20 protein-coding genes are annotated in these 21,385 nt (G+C 72.9%); 12 read left to right on the plus strand and 8 right to left on the minus strand.

What is annotated here, in order from left to right; all coding sequences use genetic code 11:
• Positions 1–80 precede the first annotated feature (80 nt).
• The 7 genes from ACIQAC_RS10515 (at position 81) to ACIQAC_RS10545 (ending at position 7,859) form a co-directional block, all read left to right on the plus strand.
• Positions 81–1,127 carry an alpha/beta hydrolase gene (locus ACIQAC_RS10515; RefSeq protein ID WP_402188939.1) on the plus strand — a complete coding sequence of 349 codons (1,047 nt, stop codon included), beginning with the start codon at positions 81–83 and terminating at the stop codon, positions 1,125–1,127.
• On the plus strand, positions 1,120–2,337 hold the full coding sequence (locus ACIQAC_RS10520) for an acyltransferase (protein ID WP_402188940.1): 1,218 nt from the start codon (positions 1,120–1,122) through the stop codon (positions 2,335–2,337). Before ACIQAC_RS10515 ends, ACIQAC_RS10520 begins: the two co-directional genes overlap by 8 nt.
• A gap of 20 nt (positions 2,338–2,357) precedes the next feature.
• The gene (locus tag ACIQAC_RS10525; RefSeq protein WP_402188942.1) at positions 2,358–3,728 is read left to right on the plus strand and encodes a sensor histidine kinase; all 1,371 of its coding nucleotides are present in this window, start codon (positions 2,358–2,360) and stop codon (positions 3,726–3,728) included.
• Positions 3,725–4,411, plus strand: a complete 687-nt coding sequence (locus ACIQAC_RS10530; protein WP_402188944.1) for a response regulator — start codon at positions 3,725–3,727, stop codon at positions 4,409–4,411. Before ACIQAC_RS10525 ends, ACIQAC_RS10530 begins: the two co-directional genes overlap by 4 nt.
• Positions 4,412–4,531: 120 nt before the next feature.
• Complete coding sequence (locus tag ACIQAC_RS10535; protein ID WP_402188945.1) at positions 4,532–5,890, plus strand: sensor histidine kinase; 1,359 nt, start codon at positions 4,532–4,534, stop codon at positions 5,888–5,890.
• The gene (locus tag ACIQAC_RS10540) at positions 5,887–6,552 is read left to right on the plus strand and encodes a response regulator (RefSeq protein ID WP_402188947.1); all 666 of its coding nucleotides are present in this window, start codon (positions 5,887–5,889) and stop codon (positions 6,550–6,552) included. Before ACIQAC_RS10535 ends, ACIQAC_RS10540 begins: the two co-directional genes overlap by 4 nt.
• Before the next feature lie 83 nt (positions 6,553–6,635).
• Positions 6,636–7,859 carry a cytochrome P450 gene (locus tag ACIQAC_RS10545; RefSeq protein WP_402188948.1) on the plus strand — a complete coding sequence of 408 codons (1,224 nt, stop codon included), beginning with the start codon at positions 6,636–6,638 and terminating at the stop codon, positions 7,857–7,859.
• 13 nt (positions 7,860–7,872) lie between these two features.
• Here the strand turns inward: ACIQAC_RS10545 and ACIQAC_RS10550 are convergent, their stop codons facing one another.
• Genes ACIQAC_RS10550 through ACIQAC_RS10560 form a run of 3 tightly spaced genes read right to left on the minus strand, consistent with a single transcriptional unit; the run spans position 7,873 to position 10,689 of the window.
• On the minus strand, positions 7,873–8,121 hold the full coding sequence (locus tag ACIQAC_RS10550; protein WP_402188949.1) for a hypothetical protein: 249 nt from the start codon (positions 8,119–8,121) through the stop codon (positions 7,873–7,875).
• 55 nt (positions 8,122–8,176) lie between these two features.
• Positions 8,177–9,778: an ABC transporter permease gene (locus ACIQAC_RS10555; RefSeq protein WP_402188950.1), complete on the minus strand. Its 1,602-nt coding sequence runs from the start codon at positions 9,776–9,778 to the stop codon at positions 8,177–8,179.
• Positions 9,775–10,689 (minus strand): ATP-binding cassette domain-containing protein, encoded by a 915-nt coding sequence (locus tag ACIQAC_RS10560; protein ID WP_402188952.1) that lies wholly within the window; start codon positions 10,687–10,689, stop codon positions 9,775–9,777. Before ACIQAC_RS10560 ends, ACIQAC_RS10555 begins: the two co-directional genes overlap by 4 nt.
• A gap of 126 nt (positions 10,690–10,815) precedes the next feature.
• Here ACIQAC_RS10560 and ACIQAC_RS10565 point away from each other — a divergent pair, with 126 nt between their 5' ends.
• A complete protein-coding gene (locus tag ACIQAC_RS10565) occupies positions 10,816–11,313 on the plus strand; it encodes a GbsR/MarR family transcriptional regulator (RefSeq protein WP_402188953.1) in 498 nt (165 codons plus the stop codon).
• Positions 11,314–11,573: 260 nt separating this feature from the next.
• On the opposite strand, the gene ACIQAC_RS10570 is transcribed toward ACIQAC_RS10565, so the two are convergent.
• Positions 11,574–12,431, minus strand: coding sequence for a diacylglycerol kinase family protein (locus tag ACIQAC_RS10570; protein ID WP_402188954.1), 858 nt, complete (start codon positions 12,429–12,431; stop codon positions 11,574–11,576).
• A 197-nt stretch (positions 12,432–12,628) separates the two neighbouring features.
• Here ACIQAC_RS10570 and ACIQAC_RS10575 point away from each other — a divergent pair, with 197 nt between their 5' ends.
• Positions 12,629–13,912, plus strand: a complete 1,284-nt coding sequence (locus ACIQAC_RS10575; RefSeq protein ID WP_402188955.1) for an adenylosuccinate synthase — start codon at positions 12,629–12,631, stop codon at positions 13,910–13,912.
• Between the two features lie 125 nt (positions 13,913–14,037).
• Here the strand turns inward: ACIQAC_RS10575 and ACIQAC_RS10580 are convergent, their stop codons facing one another.
• Both ACIQAC_RS10580 and ACIQAC_RS10585 read right to left on the minus strand, forming a co-directional pair.
• A complete protein-coding gene (locus ACIQAC_RS10580) occupies positions 14,038–16,380 on the minus strand; it encodes an ABC transporter permease (protein WP_402188957.1) in 2,343 nt (780 codons plus the stop codon).
• Positions 16,377–17,072, minus strand: coding sequence for an ABC transporter ATP-binding protein (locus ACIQAC_RS10585; protein ID WP_402188959.1), 696 nt, complete (start codon positions 17,070–17,072; stop codon positions 16,377–16,379). The genes ACIQAC_RS10580 and ACIQAC_RS10585 overlap by 4 nt, the downstream gene beginning before the upstream one ends.
• A gap of 204 nt (positions 17,073–17,276) precedes the next feature.
• On the opposite strand from ACIQAC_RS10585, the gene ACIQAC_RS10590 reads away from it, so the two are divergent.
• The 3 genes from ACIQAC_RS10590 to ACIQAC_RS10600 all read left to right on the plus strand — a co-directional run bounded on the left by ACIQAC_RS10590 (position 17,277) and on the right by ACIQAC_RS10600 (position 19,849).
• Positions 17,277–18,758, plus strand: coding sequence for a sensor histidine kinase (locus ACIQAC_RS10590; protein ID WP_402188960.1), 1,482 nt, complete (start codon positions 17,277–17,279; stop codon positions 18,756–18,758).
• Complete coding sequence (locus ACIQAC_RS10595; RefSeq protein WP_402188962.1) at positions 18,755–19,447, plus strand: response regulator; 693 nt, start codon at positions 18,755–18,757, stop codon at positions 19,445–19,447. Before ACIQAC_RS10590 ends, ACIQAC_RS10595 begins: the two co-directional genes overlap by 4 nt.
• A 108-nt stretch (positions 19,448–19,555) precedes the next feature.
• On the plus strand, positions 19,556–19,849 hold the full coding sequence (locus tag ACIQAC_RS10600) for a hypothetical protein (protein ID WP_402188964.1): 294 nt from the start codon (positions 19,556–19,558) through the stop codon (positions 19,847–19,849).
• A 26-nt stretch (positions 19,850–19,875) separates the two neighbouring features.
• Here ACIQAC_RS10600 and ACIQAC_RS10605 read toward each other — a convergent pair whose 3' ends face one another.
• Positions 19,876–20,526 (minus strand): hypothetical protein, encoded by a 651-nt coding sequence (locus ACIQAC_RS10605; RefSeq protein WP_402188966.1) that lies wholly within the window; start codon positions 20,524–20,526, stop codon positions 19,876–19,878.
• A gap of 153 nt (positions 20,527–20,679) precedes the next feature.
• On the minus strand, positions 20,680–21,381 hold the full coding sequence (locus tag ACIQAC_RS10610; RefSeq protein ID WP_402188967.1) for a GntR family transcriptional regulator: 702 nt from the start codon (positions 21,379–21,381) through the stop codon (positions 20,680–20,682).
• Between the last annotated feature and the right edge of the window lie 4 nt (positions 21,382–21,385).

Consider the following 21,385-nt stretch of genomic DNA (forward strand, 5'->3'; position numbering starts at 1 on the left):
GGACGCGGACCACGCCCCTCGATTCATAACTTTCCTACCAGACAAGCCCGATGACCGGGCGGACTGGGAGGGACGGGGCGATGGAGCTGACGGGGGGCCGTGGGAGCGGGGGCCGGGGGAGCGGGCGTCGGGACCGACGCTGGCGTGATGGCGGGCGCGAGGACCGGCGTGGGGCGGGTCGCAGGCGTCGCACACTGCTCGCCGCGCTGATCACGACCTGTCTGGTGGTGCCGCTGTCCGCCGCGGCCCGCCCCACCGTCCCCGCGCCGGACCCGGCCCGCCTCGGCCGTGTCACGGCGACGACCCTCGACGCGGCGTACGCGGCGAACCGGGCCAACGCCGCCGAGGCGTCCCGGATGGCCGCCGACCACGGCGACAGCGGCCGTGCGGATGTGGAGCGGGCGATGGCCGACGACCCGTCGCGGCAGCTGCTCGCCTTCGACGGACGCGGTGCCGGCCGGGCGACGGAGGTCTTCGGCGACCTGGCCCGCGCGGACCGGATCGGCGTACTGATACCGGGCTCCGACACCGGACTCGACACCTACGGCCGTTTCCGCGCCGCCGCCGAGGCCCTGCACCGGCAACTCGCCCACGAGGCCCCGGGCACGCCCACGGCGGTCGTCGCCTGGCTCGGTTACGAGACACCGGGCACCGTCAGCACCACGGTCATGACGACGGACCGGGCCGACGAAGCCGCCCCGGAACTAAGGGAGTTCATCGGCCGCCTGCGTGTCGTCACCGGCGAGGACGCGCAGGTCGCGCTGGTGTGCCACTCCTACGGCTCGGTGGTCTGCGCCCGCGCCGCGTCCGGACTGGACGTCGAGGACCTGGTCGTCGTCGGCAGCCCCGGTACGGGTGTGGACTCGGCGGCGGACCTGGACACCCCGGCGCGGATCTGGGCGGGCAGGGGCGCCGGCGACTGGGTGGCGGACGTGCCGCATCTGCGGGCCGACCTGTTCGGCACCACGGTCGGGTTCGGCACCGACCCGATGTCCCCGGCGTACGGCGCCCGCCGCTTCGCGGCCGGATCCGGCGGACACAGCGACTACTTCACCCCGGGCTCGGTCGCGCTGGCCAACCTCGCCCGGATCGTGCTCGGCGAGACGTCGGAGGTGGGCCGTGACTGAGACGGTACGATGGTTCGGGGGCGCCCGATGGAGGGGCCTGCGGAGACAGGCCCGCCGGATCGACGCCGCGACCCCCGCCGGACGGGACCGCGCGGTCGACGCGCTGCGGGCCTTCGCGATCCTCGGGGTGGTCCTCGGCCACTGGCTGGTGACGGCGCTGGTCGCCGACGGCGGCACCCTGCGTGCCGCGAGCCCGCTGGACCCCATGCCGTGGCTGGCCCCGGTCTCCTGGATGTTCCAGACGCTCGCCGTGTTCTTCCTGGTGGGCGGTCATGTGGCCACGAAGAGCCTGGAGTCGGCCCGCGCGAAGGGCATGGGATACGGGAAGTGGCTGGGCGCGCGGCTGTCCCGGCTGTTCGCCCCGGTGGCCGCGGTGCTGGTGCTGTGGGCGGTCGCGGCGGGCGGACTGCTGCTGACGGGCGCCGAGTTCACGACCGTGCACACGCTGGTCAAGCTGGCCCTGTCGCCGCTGTGGTTCCTCGTCGTCTTCGCGGCGCTGACGGCGGCGACCCCGCTCCTGACGCGCGTCACCCCGCTGTGGCCGCTGGCGGTCGTCCTGTACGTCGACCTGTTCCGCTTCGGGCTCGGTGGCCCCGACGCGCTGGGCTGGGTGAATCTGGCGGCCGGCTGGCTGGTGCCGTACACGCTGGGCGCGGCCTGGACCCGGGGTGAGCTGGAGGGGCCCCGCGCGGGCTGGGTGCTGCTGGCCGGCGGGGTGTCGGCGACGGCGGGGCTGGTGGTGTTTGCGGGATATCCGGCGTCGATGGTCGGGGTGCCGGGCGCCGGGGTGTCCAATCTGAACCCGCCCACGCTGGCGGCGGTCACCTTCGGTGTGGCCCAGTGCGGAGCGGCGCTGCTGCTGCGCGGCCCGCTGCGCCGGGGGATGCGCCGGCCGGTGCTGTGGGCGGGGGTGGCGGTCGCCAACCTCTCGGCGATGACGATATTCCTGTGGCACCAGACGGCGATGATGGCGACCACGGCCACGGGGCTCCTTGTGGGCCGCCTCCCCGGACTGCACACCCGGCCGGACAATCTCACCTGGGTCGCGGCCCGACTGGCCTGGCTCCCGGTGTTCGCCGTGGTCCTGGCCCTGTGCTGGATGGCGTTTCGCTCCCGGGAGCAGGGCGGCACGGGACGCCGTTCGAGGGTGATCCGGTCGCACTCCGGCGCCGCGAAGCTCCCCACCGGTGGCCCTAGGGTGGACGCGTGAAGAGCGGGGGGAGCGGCGGGGTGAGCACCGCGCCGAAGGTGGTGGGCCGGGCCCGGCGCGGGCTGCGGGTGCTGCGTGACGACCTGTGGACCGTACGGGCGGACCCGCTGCCTCCTTCCGTCTGGCTGCGCTGGCTGCCGCACGGGGTCGTGTACCTCGCCGCCCTCGGAGTGCTGCTCGGTGACCTGCCTCAGCTCCAGGACAACGGCGGGCTGGCCTTCGGGCTGGCGTTCCCGGTGGCCGTGGGCCACGCCGGCGCGATGGTGCTGGCGCTGTGGCGGCCGATCCCGGCGTGGTGGCTGTCGATGACGGCCACCCTGCTGGCCGCGATCGCGGTACGGCACGAGTTGGTGTCCGGCGGCGCCGAGAACTTCACCTGGCCGTGGACCGCCGCCGGCCTCGTCGCGCATCTCTTCGTCCTGCTGCTGCTGGCGCTGCGGGTCCGTACCCGTGTCGCCGCGGAGGCCCTGGCGTTCACCGCGCTGTTCACGTACGCCGTCGAGGGGCTGTGGGGTGCGCCCGACTTCCAGCCGACCGGTGTGCTGCTGGTGGTCCTCTCGGGCGTGGTGGTCGTCCTGGGCATCGCGATACGCGGACGGCGCGAGGCGCGCACCAAGCTGGAGGAGCAGACCTCGCTCACGGCGGAGGAGCGGGCGCGGCGCACCCTGCTGGAGGAGCGCAGCCGGATCGCGCGCGAACTCCACGACGTGGTCGCCCACCACATGTCCGTGATCTCCATCCAGGCCCAGGTCGCCCCGCACCTCGTGCAGGACCCGTCGGACGAGCTGAAGGAGAACCTCGCGGGCATCCGGCAGAACGCCCTGGAGGCGCTGACGGAACTCCGCCGGGTGCTGGGCGTCCTGCGTGCCGAGCACCCCGACCCGCACCCGGACGAGCCGCTCACCGCGTCCGACTCCGCCGCCGAGGCCCACTCCCCGCAGCCCACCCTGGACCGGCTGGACGCGCTGGTGGAGAACACTCGCGCGGCGGGCCTGACCGTGGTCACCCAGAACAGCGGCACCAGACGCCCGCTGCCACCCGGGCTGGAGCTGTCGGCGTACCGGATCGTGCAGGAGGCCCTGAGCAACGTGCTGCGCCACGCGCCCGGCGCGAGGACCTGGATCCATCTCACCCACCTGCCCACCGGGCTCCGTGTGGAGGTCCTGAACTCCCCGCCGACCCGCCCGGCCGCACCCTCGCAGGGCGCCGGCCACGGCCTGCTGGGTATGCGCGAACGCGTCGCGATGCTGGGCGGCAGCCTGACGGCCTACTCCCTCCCGGGCGGCGGATACCAGGTCACGGCCTATCTGCCGACGGACGGCACGCCCGTGGGTCCGGACGACCCGAATCTTTCCTACTACCCCGACGACCCCGAGGACGGCGCGAGATGAAGAGCAGCGAGGGACGTGTGATCCGCGTACTGATCGCCGACGACCAGCAGATGGTCCGGCAGGGTTTCACCGTGCTGCTCAACACCCAGTCCGACATCGAGGTGGTCGGCCAGGCGGTGGACGGTCTGGAGGCGGTGGCGAAGGTGACCGAACTCGCCCCGGACGTGGTGCTGATGGACATCCGTATGCCGGAGCTGGGCGGTATCGAGGCGACCCGCAGGGTGACCGCGATGACATCAGGGACCAGGGTCCTGGTCCTGACGACCTTCGACCTGGACGAGTACGTCTACGAGGCGCTGCGGGCGGGCGCCTCCGGCTTCCTCCTGAAGGACGCCTCGGCGGACCAGCTGGCAGAGGCGGTACGGGTGGTGGCGGCCGGAGACGCCCTGCTCGCGCCCGGTGTCACCCGGCGGCTGATCGCCCAGTTCTCCCGTATGGACGGCGCGCCGCCCGCGCCGCTGAAGGAGCGGGTCGCCGATCTGACGGAACGCGAGACGGAGGTCCTCTCCCTGATCGCCAGAGGCCTGTCGAACGCGGAGATCGCGGAGCGCCTGGTCGTGGCGGAGCAGACGGTGAAGACCCATGTGGGCCGGATCCTGGTGAAACTGGGCCTGCGCGACCGTACCCAGGCGGCCGTGTTCGCGTACGAGTCGGGTCTGGTGCGGCCGGCGGGGTATCAGTAGGGGGACGCGGGTGTCCGCCCGGCTCCGTCCGGCTCCACCCCGTAGTACCTGAGACGGACCCCGTATGACCCCTCTCACTGGTGACGACGGCGACCCGGGGTCGGGCCTACCGTTCTGAGCGTGACCGAGACGACTCAGATGCCATCGAGCCCGCATCCACAGGACGGGGAGTTCGGGGTGTACAAGCGCAGTCCGGAGTACCGGCTGGCCGCGGATGCCCTGCGAGGGCTGCGGCAGGATCTGATCAACGACGCCTTCGCGTACCGGCCGCTGCCCAGGATGAAGCTGGGCGGGCCGTTCACCCGCCGCCTGCGCGGGCGGATGCGGGAGTACGCGGCGTACACCCCGCACACGGCGGTGGCCCTGATGGGGCTGATGGCGTTCGTGGTCGGCTGGAACAGCGGGGGGTACGGTCTGACGGCCCTGGTGACCGGCGTCCTGTGCCTGGTCCCGGTGCTGGCCACGCTGGTGCGGCCGGTCGGCGCCTTCTGGCTGTCGATGGCCGCCACCCCGGTCTTCGCGGTGTTCGCCCGCGGCACCTCCGGCGAGTGGCCGTGGCTGCCCGGCCCCTTCGTCACCCACATCTTCGTGCTGGCCCTGGTGGCGATCCGCACCCGGCCGCGCACGGCGGCCTGGATGTGGCTGGTGACCGCCGTGTACGGCTCCGTGGTGGCGACCTTCTTCGGCTGGTACGACGGCTCCAGCAACACCGGGCCCATGCTGGTGCTGTCCGCCCTGATGCTGCTCGTCATCGCCGTCCGGCACATCCGGCGCGAGGCCGAGCAGGAGGTCACGGCACAGCTGACGGTGACCGAGCACGAGCGGTCCAAGCGCACCCTGCTGGAGGAGCGGACCACGATCGCCCGCGAGCTGCACGATGTCGTCGCGCACCACATGTCGGTGGTCGCCATCCAGGCCGAGGCCGCTCCCTACCGGGTGGAGAACCCGCCGCCGGAGCTGGAGCGCGCGTTCGTCACCATCCGGGAGAACGCGGTGGCGGCGCTGACCGAGCTGCGCCGCGTCCTCGGTGTGGTCCGCGCCGAGGACTACGAGGCCCCGGACGCCCCGCAGCCCACCCTGGCCGAACTGGACGGGCTGCTCGCCAACGTCCGGGACGCCGGGCTGAGCGTCGACAAGACGGTGACCGGAGCGGTGCGGGAGCTGCCGCAGGGTGTGGAGCTGTCGGCGTACCGGATCGTCCAGGAGGCGCTGAGCAACACGCTGCGGCACGCGCCGGGCGCGAGCGCGCGGGTGGAGGTGGGGTATGTGCTGGGCGGGCTGGGACTGCGGATAGTCAACGATGCGCCGCCCAACCCCTCCCTGATCAAGCCCTCGCCCGGCGCCGGGCACGGGGTGACCGGGATGCGCGAGCGGGTCTCGATGCTGAGCGGTGAGATGACGGCGGGCGCGACCGACGACGGAGGTTACGAGGTGGCGGTGTTCCTGCCGGTCGCCCGGGTCGGCGACGGTGAGTCATGAACATCCGGGTACTGATCGCGGACGACCAGATGATGGTCCGCGAGGGCTTCTCCGTCCTGCTGAACGCGATGCCGGAGATCGAGGTCGTCGGCGAGGCCGTCAACGGCCGCGAGGCGGTGGAGCGGGTCCGTGAGCTCTCCCCGGACGTGGTCCTGATGGACATCCGGATGCCCGAGCTGAACGGCATCGAGGCGACCCGTGAGATCGTCGCGGCGGACAGCGGCGCGAAGGTGCTGGTCCTGACGACCTTCGACCTCGACGAGTACGTGTACCAGGCGCTGCGCGCGGGAGCCTCGGGCTTTCTGCTCAAGGACGCCTCCGCGCGCCAGCTCGCCGACGGGGTGCGGGTGGTCGCCGCGGGGGAGGCGCTGCTGGCGCCGTCGGTCACCCGCCGGCTGATCACGGAGTTCTCCAAGCTGTCCGACGCCCCGAGGCTGATGCCGTCGGCGCAGGCGGCGTACGGCGATCTGACCGACCGGGAGACGGAGGTGCTGGTGCTGATCGCCCAGGGGTTGTCCAACTCCGAGATCGCGGAGCGTCTGGTCGTCGCCGAGTCGACGATCAAGACCCACGTCAGCCGGATCCTGGTGAAACTGGGGCTGCGGGACCGCACCCAGGCGGCCGTGTTCGCCTACGAGGCCCGGCTGGTCACCCCGGGCTGAGAGCGGCCACCCCGCCCGCCCCCGCCGCGGGCCGCGCACGACCCCCCTGGTCACGGCGGGCTCCCCCGGGCTAGCGTCCGTCCATGGCAGTGCGTGAGATTTCGCAGGTGTTCGACCCGTGGGACCCGGCGTTCGTCGGTGACCCGTATCCGGCGTACGCGGAGCTGCGGGCGCGGGGACGGGTGATCTGGTACGAGCCGAGCGACCAGTGGCTGGTGCCGCGGCACGCGGACGTCTCGGCGCTGCTGCGGGACCGGCGGCTGGGGCGGACGTATCAGCACCGGTTCTCGCACGAGGACTTCGGGCGGACGGCGCCGCCGGCGGAGCAGGAGCCGTTCCACACGCTGAACGACCACGGGATGCTCGATCTGGAGCCGCCGGACCACACCCGGATCCGACGGCTGGTGTCGAAGGCGTTCACCCCGCGGACGGTGGAGCGGCTGAAGCCGTATGTGGAGCGGCTGGCCGGTGAGCTGGTGGGCGGGCTCGTCGCGCGCGGCGGCGGTGATCTGCTCGCCGAGGTGGCCGAGCCGCTGCCCGTCGCCGTGATCGCCGAGATGCTGGGGATCCCCGAGTCGGACCGGGCGCCGCTGCGGCCCTGGTCGGCGGATATCTGCGGGATGTACGAGCTGAGTCCGTCGCCGGAGACGGCGCGCAGGGCGGTGCGGGCGTCCGTCGAGTTCTCCGAGTATCTGCGGGAGCTGATCGCGGCGCGGCGCAGGGAGCCGGGCGAGGATCTGATCTCCGGGCTGATCGCGGCCCACGACGAGGGCGACCGGCTCACCGAGCAGGAGATGATCTCGACGGCCGTGCTGCTGCTCAACGCGGGGCACGAGGCGACGGTGAACGCCACGGTGAACGGCTGGTGGGCTCTGTTCCGCAACCCCGGCCAGCTCGCCGCCCTGCGCGCCGACCACTCCCTCGTCCCGTCCGCCGTGGAGGAGCTGATGCGCTACGACACCCCGCTCCAGCTCTTCGAGCGCTGGGTGCTGGACGACATCGAGATCGACGGCCAGGTGGTGCCCCGCGGCTCCGAACTCGCCCTGCTCTTCGGTTCCGCCAACCACGACCCGGCCGTCTTCGCCGACCCCGGGCGCCTGGACCTGGCCCGCGCCGAGAACCCGCACATCTCCTTCAGCGCGGGCATCCACTACTGCATCGGCGCCCCACTGGCCCGTATCGAACTCGCCGCCTCCATGACCGCCCTGCTGGACCAGGCCCCCACCCTCCGGCCGGCCGCGGAACCACGGCGCAAGCCGAACTTCGTCATCCGCGGCCTGGACGGGCTGAGCGTGGAGGTGGGCTGACCACCCGGAGAGATCACTCGGAGGTGCGCGGTGCGCGCCGCCACCGTCTCCCCAGACCATGAACCACCGCCCATGCGCCCAGCCCCGCGGCCGTCCCGGCGATCAGCGCGAGCGGGAGTTCCACAAAGAGCACGGTGAGGTCCGGGCCCTGTTCGAAGCGGTTGATCCGGCCCTGGGCGCGCTGTGTCCACACGGCGAGCCCGGCGCCCGCGCCCCCGAGCATGGTCAGACATCCGACGGCGGCCTGCGCACGTTGTCCCATGTCGGGAGCAGACGCGCGCGGACCGCCGCCGGGTTCCCCCGCCGTACCGCGGATCTCAGCTGCTGACCACGTCCCGGCGCCGCAGCCCCGTCAGTCCGGCGGCCGTGAGCACGGCGGCGAGGGCCAGCAGGACCAGGACCGGCGGCCAGCTCATGTCGCCGCCCGGCAGCTTGGGCAGATGACCGAAGGGGGAGAGGTCCTGGAGCACCTGGGGCGCGTCCAGTGCCGGACCGACCCAGCCGATGAGGAGGACCGCGCCCGCGACGCCCCAGGCCGCCGGGGCCACTCCCGGCGAGACCCCGTACAGGAGCACCGCCAGTGCGCCGATCACCCAGATCGCCGGGAGCTGGACGAGACAGGCGGCGAGGATGGGGCCGAGGTCCTGGCCGTAGCCGGCGGCGAAGCCCAGGGCCGCGATCACCATGATCAGGGCCGAGCCGGCGAAGGCGACCGTCAGATGCCCGGCCGCCCAGCGGAACCGGCCGACCGCGTTGGCCAGGACGGGTTCGGCGCGCCCGGAGGTCTCCTCGCCGTGCAGCCGCAGGACCGACGCGACGACGTACAGGGCGGCGATCAGCCCGAGCATGCCGACCATCGACGCGAGGAACGCGTCCGTGATGCCGCTCTGGCCGCCCATCCGCTCGAAGATCTCGCGGGCGTTCCTGTTGTCGCCGATGAGGTCGGCGGCGCCGTCGGTGAGCCCGCCGTAGACGACTCCGGCGAGGAAGAAGCCGATGCTCCAGCCGAGGACCGTGCCGCGCTGGAGCCGCCAGGCGAGGGCGCCCGCGGTGGCGAGTGCGCCCACCGGCGGTCCCGGCCGGGTCGGCAGGAAGCTCATGCCGACGTCCCGGCGGCCGGTCAGCTCGTACGCCACCACCGCCTGGACAACCACGGCGGCGGCGAGCAGGAGCAGGACCCACCAGCGTTCGCCGGCGAAGGGGCGCAGGTTCTCCAGCCAGCCGAGCGGGGAGAGCCAGGTCAGGACGGAGGAGCCGTCGGTACTGGCCGAGTCGCCCGCGGCGCGCAGCACAAAGGCGGCGCCGAGGACGGCGGCGGTCAGACCGCGGGCCAGCCGGGCGCTCTCCGTCAGCTGCGCGACGATCGCGGCCATCGTGGCGAAGACCATGCCGACCCCGGCGATCCCGAAGCCGAGTGCCAGTGCGCCGCCGGTGCCCTGGCCCGCGAGACCGGCCGTGATCAGCAGTGCGAGCACCCCGTTGGCGACGGCGGCGGCCAGCAGCGCCGCCGTCAGGGAGGCGCGGCGGCCCACCATCCCGGACGCCACCAGTTCCTGACGGCCGCTCTCCTCCTCGTCGCGGGTGTGCCGTACGACGATGAGCAGGCTCATCACCGCGGCGAGCGCGGCCGCGTAGACGCCGACGCGCCATGCGGTCAGCGCGCCGAGGGAGTCGTCGAAGACCGGGCCGATCAGCGCGCGCAGGGACGCGTTGGTGTCCATCTGCCGGATCAGGTCGGCGCGTTCGGCGGCGGTGCCGTAGAGGCTCTTGACGGAGTTCGGCATGGACAGGACCATCAGCGCGTTCACCGCGACCCAGCCGGGGATCATCACCCGGTCCCGGCGCAGGGCGAAGCGCAGCAGGGTGGTGGTGCCGGCGAGCTGCTGTCCGCTCGCGGGCCGTACCGCGTACGCGGTCATCGGGCCGACACCCCGTCGAGGTCCGCGCTGTCTTCCTGGTAGTGCCGCAGGAACAGCTCCTCCAGCGTGGGCGGCGTCGACGTCAGGGACCGCACGCCGGTGTCGCTGAGGGTGCGCAGTACGGCGTCGAGCTTGTCGGAGTCGACCTGGAGGCGCACACGGCTGCCCTGGACGTCGAGGTGGTGCACGCCCGGGAGGGTGGCCAGTCCGCCTGGCGGGCCTGCGAGTTCGGCGGTGACGCTGGTGCGGGTCAGGTGCCGCAGTTCGGCCAGCGAACCGGTCTCGACGGTCTGTCCCCTGCGGATGATGCTGACCCGGTCGCAGAGCTCCTCGACCTCGCTGAGGATGTGCGACGAGAGCAGGATGGTCCGGCCGCGCTCGCGCTCCTCCTCCACACACCGCTGGAAGACCTCCTCCATGAGGGGGTCGAGTCCGGAGGTCGGCTCGTCCAGGATCAGCAGGTCGACGTCGGAGGCGAACGCGGCGACGAGGGCGACCTTCTGCCGGTTGCCCTTCGAGTAGGTGCGGCCCTTCTTCGTGGGGTCCAGTTCGAAGCGGTCGATCAGATCGGCCCGCCGGGTGGTGTCGAGGCCGCCGCGCAGTCTGCCGTAGAGGTCGATGACCTCGCCGCCGGAGAGGTTGCGCCACAGGGTGACGTCCCCGGGGACGTACGCGATCCGGCGGTGCACCTCGACCGCGTCGGCCCAGGGGTCGCGGCCGAGCACCTGCGCGGCGCCCGAGTCGGCGCGCAGCAGGCCCAGCAGGACCCGGATGGTCGTGGACTTGCCGGCCCCGTTCGGGCCGAGGAAGCCGTGGACCTCACCGGTCTCGACCTCCAGGTCGAGGCCGTCGAGCGCGTGCGTCCTGCCGAACGACTTGTGCAGTCCGGCGACGCTGATTGCCTTCGTCATGTTGTCGAAGCTACGGTAACTTCACAAATTTGTGAAGTTAAGGAAGCGTATAAATCGCACGTAGACTTGACTGCGGGGGCGGGAACAGGGCGGATGCTGGGCGGAACCGGAGGAGATGATCCAGTGATGGCGGAAGCGGGCGCGGCGGGGCGGGACCCCGAGACGTTGTCGAAGTTCGTCGAAGGCTTCGCGGCTCAGCTCGTCGAGGCGGGCATGCAGCGGATGCCGGCCCGGGTGTTCGCCGCGCTGCTCGCCTCCGACGCCGGCGCGATGAGCTCGGCCGAGCTCGGTGAACAGCTCCAGGTCAGCCCGGCCGCGGTCTCCGGCGCGGTCCGCTATCTCGCGCAGGTGCACATGGTGTCGCGGGAGCGGGAGCCCGGGTCGCGGCGGGAGCGGTACCGGGTGCACAGCGACCAGTGGTACGAGGCGCTGACCAACCGGGACGCCGTCCTCAAGCGCTGGCAGAGCACCCTGCGCGACGGGGTCGACAGCCTCGGGGAGGATTCGCCCGGCGGCCGCCGGATCGCCGAGACCCTCGCCTTCTTCGAGTACCTGGACGGGGCGATCGGCGCGGTGATGCTCGAATGGCGCGAGCACCGGGACCGGACGTTCGGCGCACCCTGAGGGACGCTGCGCAACCCGGCGCGACGGGGTGCCGCCGCGCCCACCCTCCCCCATCGCCCCGGGCGGCACGCATGCCCGCGGCTACGGCGAGCGGTCGGCACGATTGGCCCGCGGCTGCGCGGGCTTTTGTTTTCAGGGGCGCGGGGAACTGCGCGATCGGCCACGGCGGAGCCGCGGCCGCACGACGACCGGTTGTCCCCAGGGGCGCGGGGAACTGCGCGACCAGCCCCCACCGGCCCGCGCCCGGACAGCCGCCCAAGCTACGCAGGACCCGGCAGGGTCAAGCCCAGGGCCCCGTCCCAGACGGTCCACGTCCGGCTGCGGACCGGCCCCCACACCTCCGCATCCGCCCCGTACCGAAAATCCGCCCCCGACACGGTCACCCGCCGCCCCCGCGCCGTGAGCGGCGCGGCCTCCGCCCCCACCGACAACGGCCGCACGTCCACGTCCGCCGTCCCCGCGCCACCGGGCGTGACCGAGACCGCCGCGACCGGCTGGTCCAGGTCGACCAGCGTCTTCCCGTCCACCTCGACCCGCAGCCGCGCCGGTGCACCGGGACCCGGCGCCGGAGCCCGGGCCGGCACCAGCGTGCGGACCAGGGAGTGACAGGTCCGCAGCCACGCGGTGCGCCCGGCGGCGGAGTCCGCACCGAAGTCGTCCGGGCCCGCACCCGGCAGCGCCGGGATCCGCAGCGCCCCCAGCACCACCCCGTCGCTGTCGTCGACCAGCAGATCCAGCCGGCGTTCCGCGCCGAGCAGCACCGCCCGCGCCGCGGCCACCGCCCCCGTCGGCACACCCAGCGCCGCCGCGAGCGACAGCCCACTGCCCACCGGAACCAGCGACAGCGCACACGCGGCCAGCTCCCGCCGCCGGTGCAGCAGCGACACGGCCCGTACGAGCGCCCGGTCGTCGCCGATCACCACCGGCCGCCGCGAGCCGCGCCGCGCCAGCGCGCGGGCGAACTCCTCGGGCCCGTCCGGCAGGCACACCTTCGTCGCCGCACCCGCGCTGAGCACGTCTTTCGCGATCCGTACGGACTCCCCGTCGGTGCGCCGGGCGGCCGGATCGATGACGACCAGCAGCTGATCGGAAGTCGCGAAAGTCGCCACCTCGGCCATGCCTCGCTTCCTCGGGTAGCATCTTTGTGCAAGAGCCCCTTGCGCTATTGCGCCAGGGGCTTCGTCTATTCCGGGGCATCCGGTCCGACGGTTCGCGGCCCAAGCAGGTCGTGGCCGGTTGTGGTGCACGTGGCGGAAACGCCCACCGCGTGCGCCCCTGACCTTGGACATGCCCCGCCCGGAAGGGGTGTACGCGCGTGCCCGCACTTGTGCTGCTCGGTGCTCAGTGGGGTGACGAAGGCAAGGGAAAGGCGACGGACCTGCTCGGCGGATCCGTCGACTACGTGGTCCGTTACCAGGGTGGTAACAACGCCGGCCACACGGTGGTCGTGGGCGACCAGAAGTACGCCCTCCACCTGCTCCCTTCCGGAATTCTCTCCCCCGGCTGCACGCCGGTCATCGGCAACGGCGTCGTCATCGACCCGTCGGTCCTGTTCTCCGAGCTGAACGGGCTGAACGAGCGTGGCGTCGACACGTCCAAGCTCCTGATCAGCGGCAACGCCCACATCATCACGCCGTACCACGTGACGGTGGACAAGGTGACGGAACGCTTCCTCGGAAAGCGGAAGATCGGCACCACCGGGCGCGGCATCGGACCGACGTACGCCGACAAGATCAACCGGGTCGGCATCCGGGTCCAGGACCTGTACGACGAGTCGATCCTGACCCAGAAGGTCGAGGCGGCGCTCGACGTCAAGAACCAGATGCTCACCAAGCTCTACAACCGGCGCGCGATCGCCGTCGACCAGGTCGTCGAGGAGCTGCTGGGTTACGCCGGGAAGCTGCGGCCGTACGTCTCCGACACCGTTCTGGTGCTGAACCAGGCGCTGGAGGAGGACAAGGTCGTCCTCTTCGAGGGCGGCCAGGGCACGCTCCTGGACATCGACCACGGCACGTACCCCTTCGTGACGTCCAGCAACCCGACCGCGGGCGGCGCCTGCACCGGCGCCGGCGTCGGCCCCACGAAGATCAGCCGTGTGATCGGCATCCTCAAGGCGTACACGACCCGGGTCGGCGCGGGCCCGTTCCCGACGGAGCTGTTCGACGCGGACGGCGAGGCGCTGCGCCGGATCGGCGGCGAGCGGGGTGTGACGACCGGCCGTGACCGCCGCTGCGGCTGGTTCGACGCGGTCATCGCGCGGTACGCGACCCGGGTCAACGGCCTGACCGACTTCTTCCTGACGAAGCTCGACGTGCTCACCGGCTGGGAGCAGATCCCGGTCTGTGTGGCGTACGAGATCGACGGCCGCCGGGTCGAGGAACTGCCGTACTCCCAGACCGACTTCCACCACGCGAAGCCGGTCTACGAGATGCTGCCGGGCTGGACCGAGGACATCAGCGCGGCCAAGACGTTCGCCGATCTCCCGAAGAACGCCCAGGCGTACGTCAAGGCGCTGGAGGAGATGTCCGGCGCCCCGATCTCCGCGATCGGCGTCGGCCCGGGCCGGGACGAGACGATCGAGATCAACTCGTTCCTCTGACCGCTCATGCTGCTCATGGCCGCTCGTGGCTGCTTGTGACCGCTCGGGCCGTGGCCTCGTCACGGGCGGCCGAGGGGACGCTCCGTCATCCGACGGGGCGTCCCCTTCTTCTTTCCGTCGCCCTCTCACTCCGTGCGCAGGGCCCGTGCCGTGTCCGTCCGGGCCGCCCAGCCCGCCGGGAGGAGCGCGCCGCCGATCGCCACGGTCAGTCCGCCGAGTCCGAGGACCGTCAGGAGCAGCGGTCCGTAGACGGCGACGAACGCCTCGGGCAGGTGCATCCCGACCGTGGCGCCCATCATCGGGGTGACGTAGTGGTGCAGGGCCACGCCGAGCGGTACCCCCGCGGCCGCCGCGAGGAGTCCGGTGCCGGTGACCGAGGTGAGCACCATGCCGACGGTCTGCCGGGGTGTCATCCCGAGCGCCTTGAAGACGCCCAGGTCGTGGATGCGGTCGCGGGTGTCGAGGACGACGGTGTTGAGGACACCCAGGCCGGCCACCGCGACCAGCATCAGGGTGAGCATCCCGATCAGCGCGTCCATGGCCCGCACCACGCTGGAGGAGTTGTCGCCGCTGGTGTGCACCAGGGCGCCGAGGGGCTCCAGGGTGGGGTTCAGTGAGCCGAGGTAGGACGCGGTGTCGCCGGACGGCTCGACGTGGAACCTGGCCGGGTCGTCGTCCAGGCCGAGCGCGCCCAGCGTCGAAGTGGCGGTGAGCAGGGGCATCGCGTCGCCCTCGGTGAAGAAGGCCTCGCCGACGATCCGTACGGAGGTGCGGCGGCCCTCGGCCGTCAGCGTCACCGAGTCGCCGATCCCGATCCCGGCCGCGTCCAGGAACCGGTCCGTGACCACCGCCTCGCCGGGCCCCTTCAGCCAGCGTCCGGAGACGAGTTCGGGGGCGGCCCAGGTGGCGTCCCCCCAGTACGCCACGACGTCCGTGCGGCCGGTGATGCCGGACGCGGTCACCTCGGCCTGGGTGGTGCCGTAGAAGCGGCGGGTGTCCGGGTGGGCGCGCAGGGCCGCGGTCACCTTGCCGGGGTCGGCCCGCGGGCCCGGGGTCCGGCCGGGCGCGGCGACCGCGTTGGCGCCGGGCGGCGCCTGTCCGCCGCCGGTCTCGACCACGACCGGGGCGCCCGCGTCGAGCATCCGGTTCGTCTCCACGGCGCCGAGCGTCAGCGCGAGCCCGGCCGCGAAGGTCACCGTCACCGCCGCGAGCGCGACCGCCGCCGCGGTGGTGGCCGAGCGTGCGGGGCGGGTGAAGGGGTGGGCCAGGCCCAGGCCGACCGGGTGGGGCACCGGCAGCCGTCCTGTCACCCGGCGGGCGAGACGTCCGCGGCCGGTGCCCGGGGTGCGGCCGACGGCGATCGCCTCGACGGTCCGCAGCCGGCCGGCGCGCAGCGCGGGCACCAGCGCCGCGAGGCCCACCAGCGCGAGCGCCACGGTGACCGCGGCCACGTCGACCCACCACGGGACGGAGGCGGGCGCGGAGGAGTAGACGGTCTCGACGTCGGCGAGGACCGGAACGGCCAGCAGGTTGCCGAACCCCAGCCCGAGCGCACAGCCGACCGCGGCGGGCAGCAGGGCCCCGCCGACATACGTCCGCACCACCTGGGCGGGTGTGCAGCCGACCGACTTCAGGATGCCGATACGCCGGGTGTGGGCGCCGACCGCGCCGCTGACCACGATCCCGATGATCAGCACCGACATGGCGAGGGCCAGCACCCCGAAGGCGGCCACGAAGGGCACGAACGCGAGGGCGTTCGCGGCCTGTTGCTGCTTGACCGCGAGGTGGGAGAGCGTGCCGGTGAGCGCGCCCCCGGGCACGGCGGCGCCGATCGCGGCACGGGCGTCGGCGACCTCGCCGGAGGTGTCCGCCTGCCGCAGCCGGTAGAGCATCTCGTAGGAGACGTCACCGGTCAGGGAGTCGGCCTGGGCCGGGGTCACCCACGCGTCGGCGGTGCCGGTCACCGACCGCGCCCGGCCCACGACGGTCAGGACCGGTTCGCCCGGCACGTCCGGGAGTTGGAGCCGGGTGCCGGGTGCGATCGCCGGGAGGTCGCCGTCGCCCAGCACGATCTCGCCGGGCGCGGTGGCCCATCGGCCCTCCAGGAGCCGCAGCCGGTCGACCGGCCCCTCGGGGTCCGCGCGTCCGGCGACCGTCATGGTGGGCAGGGTGACCCCGGCGGGAAGCGCCGCGGACGAGGTGTCCGTACGAGGACGCACCTCGGCCGTCCGGAAGGGGCCCGCCGCGGCGCTCACCCCGGACACCCGGGCGGTCCCGGCGAGTTCCCCCGCCGTCACCCTCGACCCGTCGAACCGTGCGGTCAGATGGGCGCCGCGCTGCTCCGACATGGCGTGCTCGAAAGGCGCCCGCGAGGCCGCGAGCACCCCGGCGGCGACGACGGACGCGGTGACGGCGACCAGGGTGGTCAGCACGATCACCACCGTCTGAAGCCGGTTGCGCCCCTTCACCGGGCCACCGCCGCGGTCGCGGTGTCCCGCACGATCCGTCCGTCGACCAGCTCGATCGTGCGGGACGCGCACGCCTCGGCGAGCCGCAGGTCGTGGGTGACGAGCAGGATCGTCTGCCCGTCCGCGTTGAGCCCGGTCAGCAACTCCCGTACGTCGTCCCCGGACGCGGTGTCCAGGGCGCCGGTCGGCTCGTCGGCCAGCAGCAGCGCAGGCCGGTTCATCAGGGCGCGGGCCACCGCGACGCGCTGGCGCTCCCCGCCGGACAGGGTTCCGGGGTAGGCGGCGGTGTGCCGGTCGATGCCCAGGTGGGCGAGGAGTTCGGCCGCGCGGCGGCGGGCCTCGGCGCGCGGCACACCGGCGAGCCGGGCGGGCAGCAGCACGTTGTCCGTGACCGTGAGGTCGTCCAGCAGATTGAAGAACTGGAAGACCATCCCGATCCTCGCCCGCCGGTACTTCGCCGAGCCGGCCTCGCCCAGCCGGTCCACCCGCAGCCCGTCGACGGTGACGCTGCCGGCGCTCGGCCGGTCCAGGCCCGCGATCAGGTTGAGCAGCGTGGACTTGCCGCTGCCGGACGGCCCGAGCACGGCCACCGACTCCCCGGGCCACACGGTCAGGTTCACGTCGGCGAGGGCGGGCGGCCCCTCGCCGTACGTCCGGCTCGTCCCACGGATGTCGATGACGGGCTGTGGCACGGGGGCTCCTCGGTCGCTGTCGGACGGTTCGCCGTGACGCTAGGAGCGGGGCGGGGTCCGGGGCGTCGCCCGCGCTGCCGAGCGGGACTGCCGTACCGGACGGACCCGGTGGGCGCGTCATACCCGGGATGTACACGGTGGATGTACGGCCCCTCCCCGGCCGGAGGGATGTGGCGGGTGCCGGGCGCTTGCCAGACTGGGGCCATGAGGAGCGAGCGGTGGCCGACGAGTGTGGCGGAACTGCTGCGTGCCGGTCCGCTGCCGCGCCCCTCGCGGTGGATGTGGACGGCGGACACCGTGCTGGCGCTGGTGCTGGCCACCGGCACGGTGAGCGCGCTGGCCGGGCAGGACGAGGCGGTGAAGGTGGGGTATCCCGGGGTCGCGGAGCTGTTCCCGCCGCCTCCGCCCCCGCCGATGCCGCCGGTGCTCGGGGCGGGCCCCGATCCGGGGCTGCTGGTGCTGGCCGCCGTCACCGCGCTGCCGCTGATCGTGCGGCGGCGGTGTCCGCTGGCCGCGTTCTGGGCGGTGCTGGTGCTGAGCCTGGTGCTGGGGGTGCGCGCGGGCCAGAGCGGGGCCACCCTGTACACGTTCCTGTCCTGTGTGGTCGCCGCCTACAGCGCGGCCGTGCACAGCCCGCACCGGCTGTACGCGCTCGGCAGTGTGCTGGGCGGGGCGGTGCTGATGGCGATCGGGCACGAGCAGTACTTCCCGCAGTTCACCCCCGGCTTCGTTCCCTTCCTGGTGCTGGTCGGCGTGGGGCTCGGGGCGAACGCCCTGCACATCTGGCAGCAGCGCGTGCGTGACCTCCAGGAACGCCAGGTGGTGGCGACCCGTCTCGCCGTCGAGCAGGAACGGGCCCGTATCGCACGCGAGTTGCACGATGTCGTCACCCACAATGTGAGCGTGATGGTGATCCAGGCGGGCGCGGCCCGCAAGGTGATGGACGCCGCGCCCGACCGGGCCCGCGAGGCGCTTCTCGCGGTGGAGGCGGGCGGACGTACGGCGATGGCCGAACTGCGCCACGCGATGGGCCTGTTGACGATGGACGACGGAGGGGCCGGCGCGCACCCGGACGCGGACGCTGCCGCCGACGCGGACCTGGCTCCGCAGCCCGGCCTCGCGCAGCTGACCGCCCTCACCGACCGGGTCCGCGCCACCGGCGTCCCCGTGGAGGTGACGGTCACCGGAACCCCGGGACCGCTCGCCGCCGGCGCCGACCTGGCCGCGTACCGCGTGGTGCAGGAGGCCCTGACCAACGTCGTTCGGCACGCCGGGGGCGCGCGGGTGCGGGTGGCGGTCGAGCACACCGGGGAAGCGGTCCGCGTCGAGGTCACCGACTCCGGCGGTACGGCGGTGACCCCGGCCGGCGGCGGACGCGGCCTGATCGGCCTCCGCGAACGCCTCACGATCTACGGCGGCACCCTGGAGACGGGACCACGACCCACCGGCGGCTTCCGCATCCGGGCGATCATCCCGACGGAGGGGCCCGTGACTTCGGCGAAGGCGCCCGCGATGCCGGCGGGGGCGCCCGCGATGTCGGCGGGGGCACCCGTGACGTCGGCAGAGGGGCCCGTGATGTCGGCGGGGACACCGCCGGTTCCCACGAAAGTGCCCCTGGCCCCACCGGCGGCCCCCGCGATCCCGGCGGCGGCGGCCACCCCCTTGCCCCCGGCGGGCGCGTCGTGAGCGGGCCTCCGCGGGTTGTGATCGCCGATGACCAGGCGCTCGTCCGGACCGGGTTCTCGTTGATCCTCGGTGCCGACGGGATCGATGTCGTGGCGGAGGCGTCCGACGGGGAGGAGGCGCTGGAGGCGGTCCGGGTCACGCGGCCGGATCTGGTCCTGATGGACGTGCGGATGCCGGGCCTCGACGGGCTGGAGGCCACCCGGCGGCTGCTGTCCGGGACCGTGGTGCCCGACCCGCCCAAGGTGCTGATCCTGACGACGTACGACCTGGACCGGTACGTCTACGCGGCGATCACCGCCGGCGCCAGCGGCTTCCTGCTGAAGGACGTAACGCCCGAACACCTGGTCGCCGCCGTCCGGCTGGCCCGCTCCGGCGACGGGCTGCTCGCGCCGGCCATCACCCGGCGCCTCGTCGAGCGGTTCGTCTCCCAGGACACCCGGACCGCCGCACTCCACCGCGACCTGTCCGTGCTCACCCCGCGCGAGGCGGAGGTGCTCCAGGCGCTGGGCACGGGACTGAGCAACGCCGAACTCGCCGCCCGGTTCACACTGAGCGAGGCCACGGTGAAGACACACGTCGCCCGGATCCTCGGCAAACTCCGGCTGCGCGACCGCGCCCAGGCCGTGGTCGTGGCCTACGAGACGGGGCTGATCACACCGGGGGCCGGATCCGGAGCCGGCGACCGGTGACCAGTGACCGATGACCGGTGAACAAGAAGTGCTGACAAAACGGGCATAGTCTGGCGGTGTACGGAATCCGTACCCCCCCGCGCGTCGACCGTGAAGAAGGTGAGTGCGATGCGCGTACTGCTCAAGGCGTCCATGGACACGGAGAAGGCCAACGAGGCCATCCGCAGCGGCACCCTGGGGAAGTTGATCCAGGAGGCGATGGAACAGATCAAGCCCGAGGCGGCGTACTTCACGACCGAGAACGGGCAGCGCACCGCCTTCCTGTTCTTCGACATGCAGGACAGCTCGCAGATGCCGGTGATCAGCGAGCCGTTCTTCCTGAACCTCGACGCCAAGATCTCCTACACGCCGGTCATGAACATGGACGACGTGACGAAGGGACTCTCCCAGCTGGGGCGTTGAGGCGTTGAACCCCGGCGTACGGGCCCTCAGCTGAAGACGATCATCGACCCCTGGGCCAGGCTCCGGGTGGAGGCCGCGTGCAGCCCCAGCCAGACATGCCGTTCACGGGAGAACGGGCTGGGGTCGTAGGGAGCGGGGACCGCGGGCTCCTCCAGCTCCGTGGGGGCGGCGGGCGCCCGCGGGGCGGCGGGCGGGTTCGCGGGGTCGATGCCGATCGCCGCGGCCACGAACTCCAGCTCCCGCAGCAGCGCCTGCGCCGAGCCCAGCGGGCCGCCGCCGGCGAGCAGTTCGTCGTTGGCGAGCGGATGCGGGAAGTCGACGGGGACGTAGGCGCCCGCGTGGTCGTAGTGCCAGACCAGGTGGGACTGCTGGGCGGTCGTCGCGAACATCTCCAGCAGCTGCTCGTAGTCGCCGCCGAGTTCGTCGACCGGGGTCACCGGCAGTCCGCAGACCTGGAGCAGATAGGCCCGGCGCAGGAAGTGCAGTGCGTCGTAGTCGAATCCGGCGACCGGGGCGACGTCACCGGACAGGCCCGGCATGTACTGGTACACCGGCACGGGCGGCAGCCCGGCCTCGGCGAGCACCTTGTTGTATTGCGCGAGTTCCTCGGCGAAAGGGTTTTCGGGCGTGTGGCACAACACGTCGACGAGAGGTACCAGCCACAGGTCACAGGCCAAAAGAGGGCTCCTCCACGGATGGCGCGCACGGCACGGTGGTCAAGGAAGGGTAGTCGGTGCGGGACGGACACGGGTCCCCCCGTGCGCACGTCCGGTCTGGATCCCATACCCAGTACACGGCACCGGGACCCGGTGGACCGGCACGCGGAACCGTCAATCCACCGAGAGGCGTTCGATCAGCGCCAGCGAATGCGCGTTGTACGCGGTCACGACGGCCCTGGCCGTCTCCGTGTCCCGCACGTTCAGCGCGTCCACCAGCTCGGTGTGCCCCGCCCACAGCAGGCCCCGAAGATCGGTGAGCCGGCGCAGCCGCTGTACCGCGCACACCCAGGACTGGAGCCGCAGCCGGTGCAGGAAGTCCGAAAGGTACGCGTTGCCGAACAGCACCCCCAGCTCGCGCCAGAACCGCAGGTCGTAGCCGATCAGTACGTTGAGATCGCCGGCGGTCGCCGCCCGGCGGGCCTCCTCGCCCCGGCGCCGCACCCCCGCGAGGGCCTGCGCGATCTGCGGATCGGCGGGGTCCTGGAAGCCCTTGTGTCCCTCGCCGAGCGCCAGGAACATCCCGTCGGTCACCAGGGCGCGCGCCTCGACTATGCCGCGGAAGTCGTCGACGGAGTACTCGCGGACCCGGAAGCCGCGGTGCTGGTCGGCCTCCAGCAGTCCCTGCGCGGAGAGATCGACCAGGGCCTCGCGGACCGGCGTCGCGGAGACGCCGTACTGCTCGCCGATCTCCTTCACGGTGAACGCCTCTCCCGGCGGCAGCCGCCCCGCCAGCACCTCGTCGCGAAGCGCGTCGGCGATCTGCTGCCGCAGGGTGCTGCGGGTCACGGCGCCGTTGCCGCTGGTGCCGGGCATGGTC

This window comes from Streptomyces sp. NPDC088387 (assembly GCF_044753385.1).
In the GTDB taxonomy this organism is placed as follows: Bacteria; Actinomycetota; Actinomycetes; order Streptomycetales; family Streptomycetaceae; genus Streptomyces.

Excerpts from the sequence above, each read along its gene's own strand:
- ACIQAC_RS10515 (WP_402188939.1), top strand. The coding sequence starts at position 81 with ATGGAGCTGACGGGGGGCCGTGGGAGCGGGGGCCGGGGGAGCGGGCGT.
- ACIQAC_RS10590 (WP_402188960.1), top strand. The coding sequence starts at position 17,277 with ATGAGGAGCGAGCGGTGGCCGACGAGTGTGGCGGAACTGCTGCGTGCC.
- ACIQAC_RS10530 (WP_402188944.1), top strand. The coding sequence starts at position 3,725 with ATGAAGAGCAGCGAGGGACGTGTGATCCGCGTACTGATCGCCGACGAC.
- ACIQAC_RS10570 (WP_402188954.1), bottom strand. The coding sequence starts at position 12,431 with ATGGCCGAGGTGGCGACTTTCGCGACTTCCGATCAGCTGCTGGTCGTC.
- ACIQAC_RS10540 (WP_402188947.1), top strand. The coding sequence starts at position 5,887 with ATGAACATCCGGGTACTGATCGCGGACGACCAGATGATGGTCCGCGAG.
- ACIQAC_RS10550 (WP_402188949.1), bottom strand. The coding sequence starts at position 8,121 with ATGGGACAACGTGCGCAGGCCGCCGTCGGATGTCTGACCATGCTCGGG.
- ACIQAC_RS10565 (WP_402188953.1), top strand. The coding sequence starts at position 10,816 with ATGGCGGAAGCGGGCGCGGCGGGGCGGGACCCCGAGACGTTGTCGAAG.
- ACIQAC_RS10600 (WP_402188964.1), top strand. The coding sequence starts at position 19,556 with ATGCGCGTACTGCTCAAGGCGTCCATGGACACGGAGAAGGCCAACGAG.
- ACIQAC_RS10610 (WP_402188967.1), bottom strand. The coding sequence starts at position 21,381 with ATGCCCGGCACCAGCGGCAACGGCGCCGTGACCCGCAGCACCCTGCGG.
- ACIQAC_RS10545 (WP_402188948.1), top strand. The coding sequence starts at position 6,636 with ATGGCAGTGCGTGAGATTTCGCAGGTGTTCGACCCGTGGGACCCGGCG.
- ACIQAC_RS10555 (WP_402188950.1), bottom strand. The coding sequence starts at position 9,778 with ATGACCGCGTACGCGGTACGGCCCGCGAGCGGACAGCAGCTCGCCGGC.
- ACIQAC_RS10560 (WP_402188952.1), bottom strand. The coding sequence starts at position 10,689 with ATGACGAAGGCAATCAGCGTCGCCGGACTGCACAAGTCGTTCGGCAGG.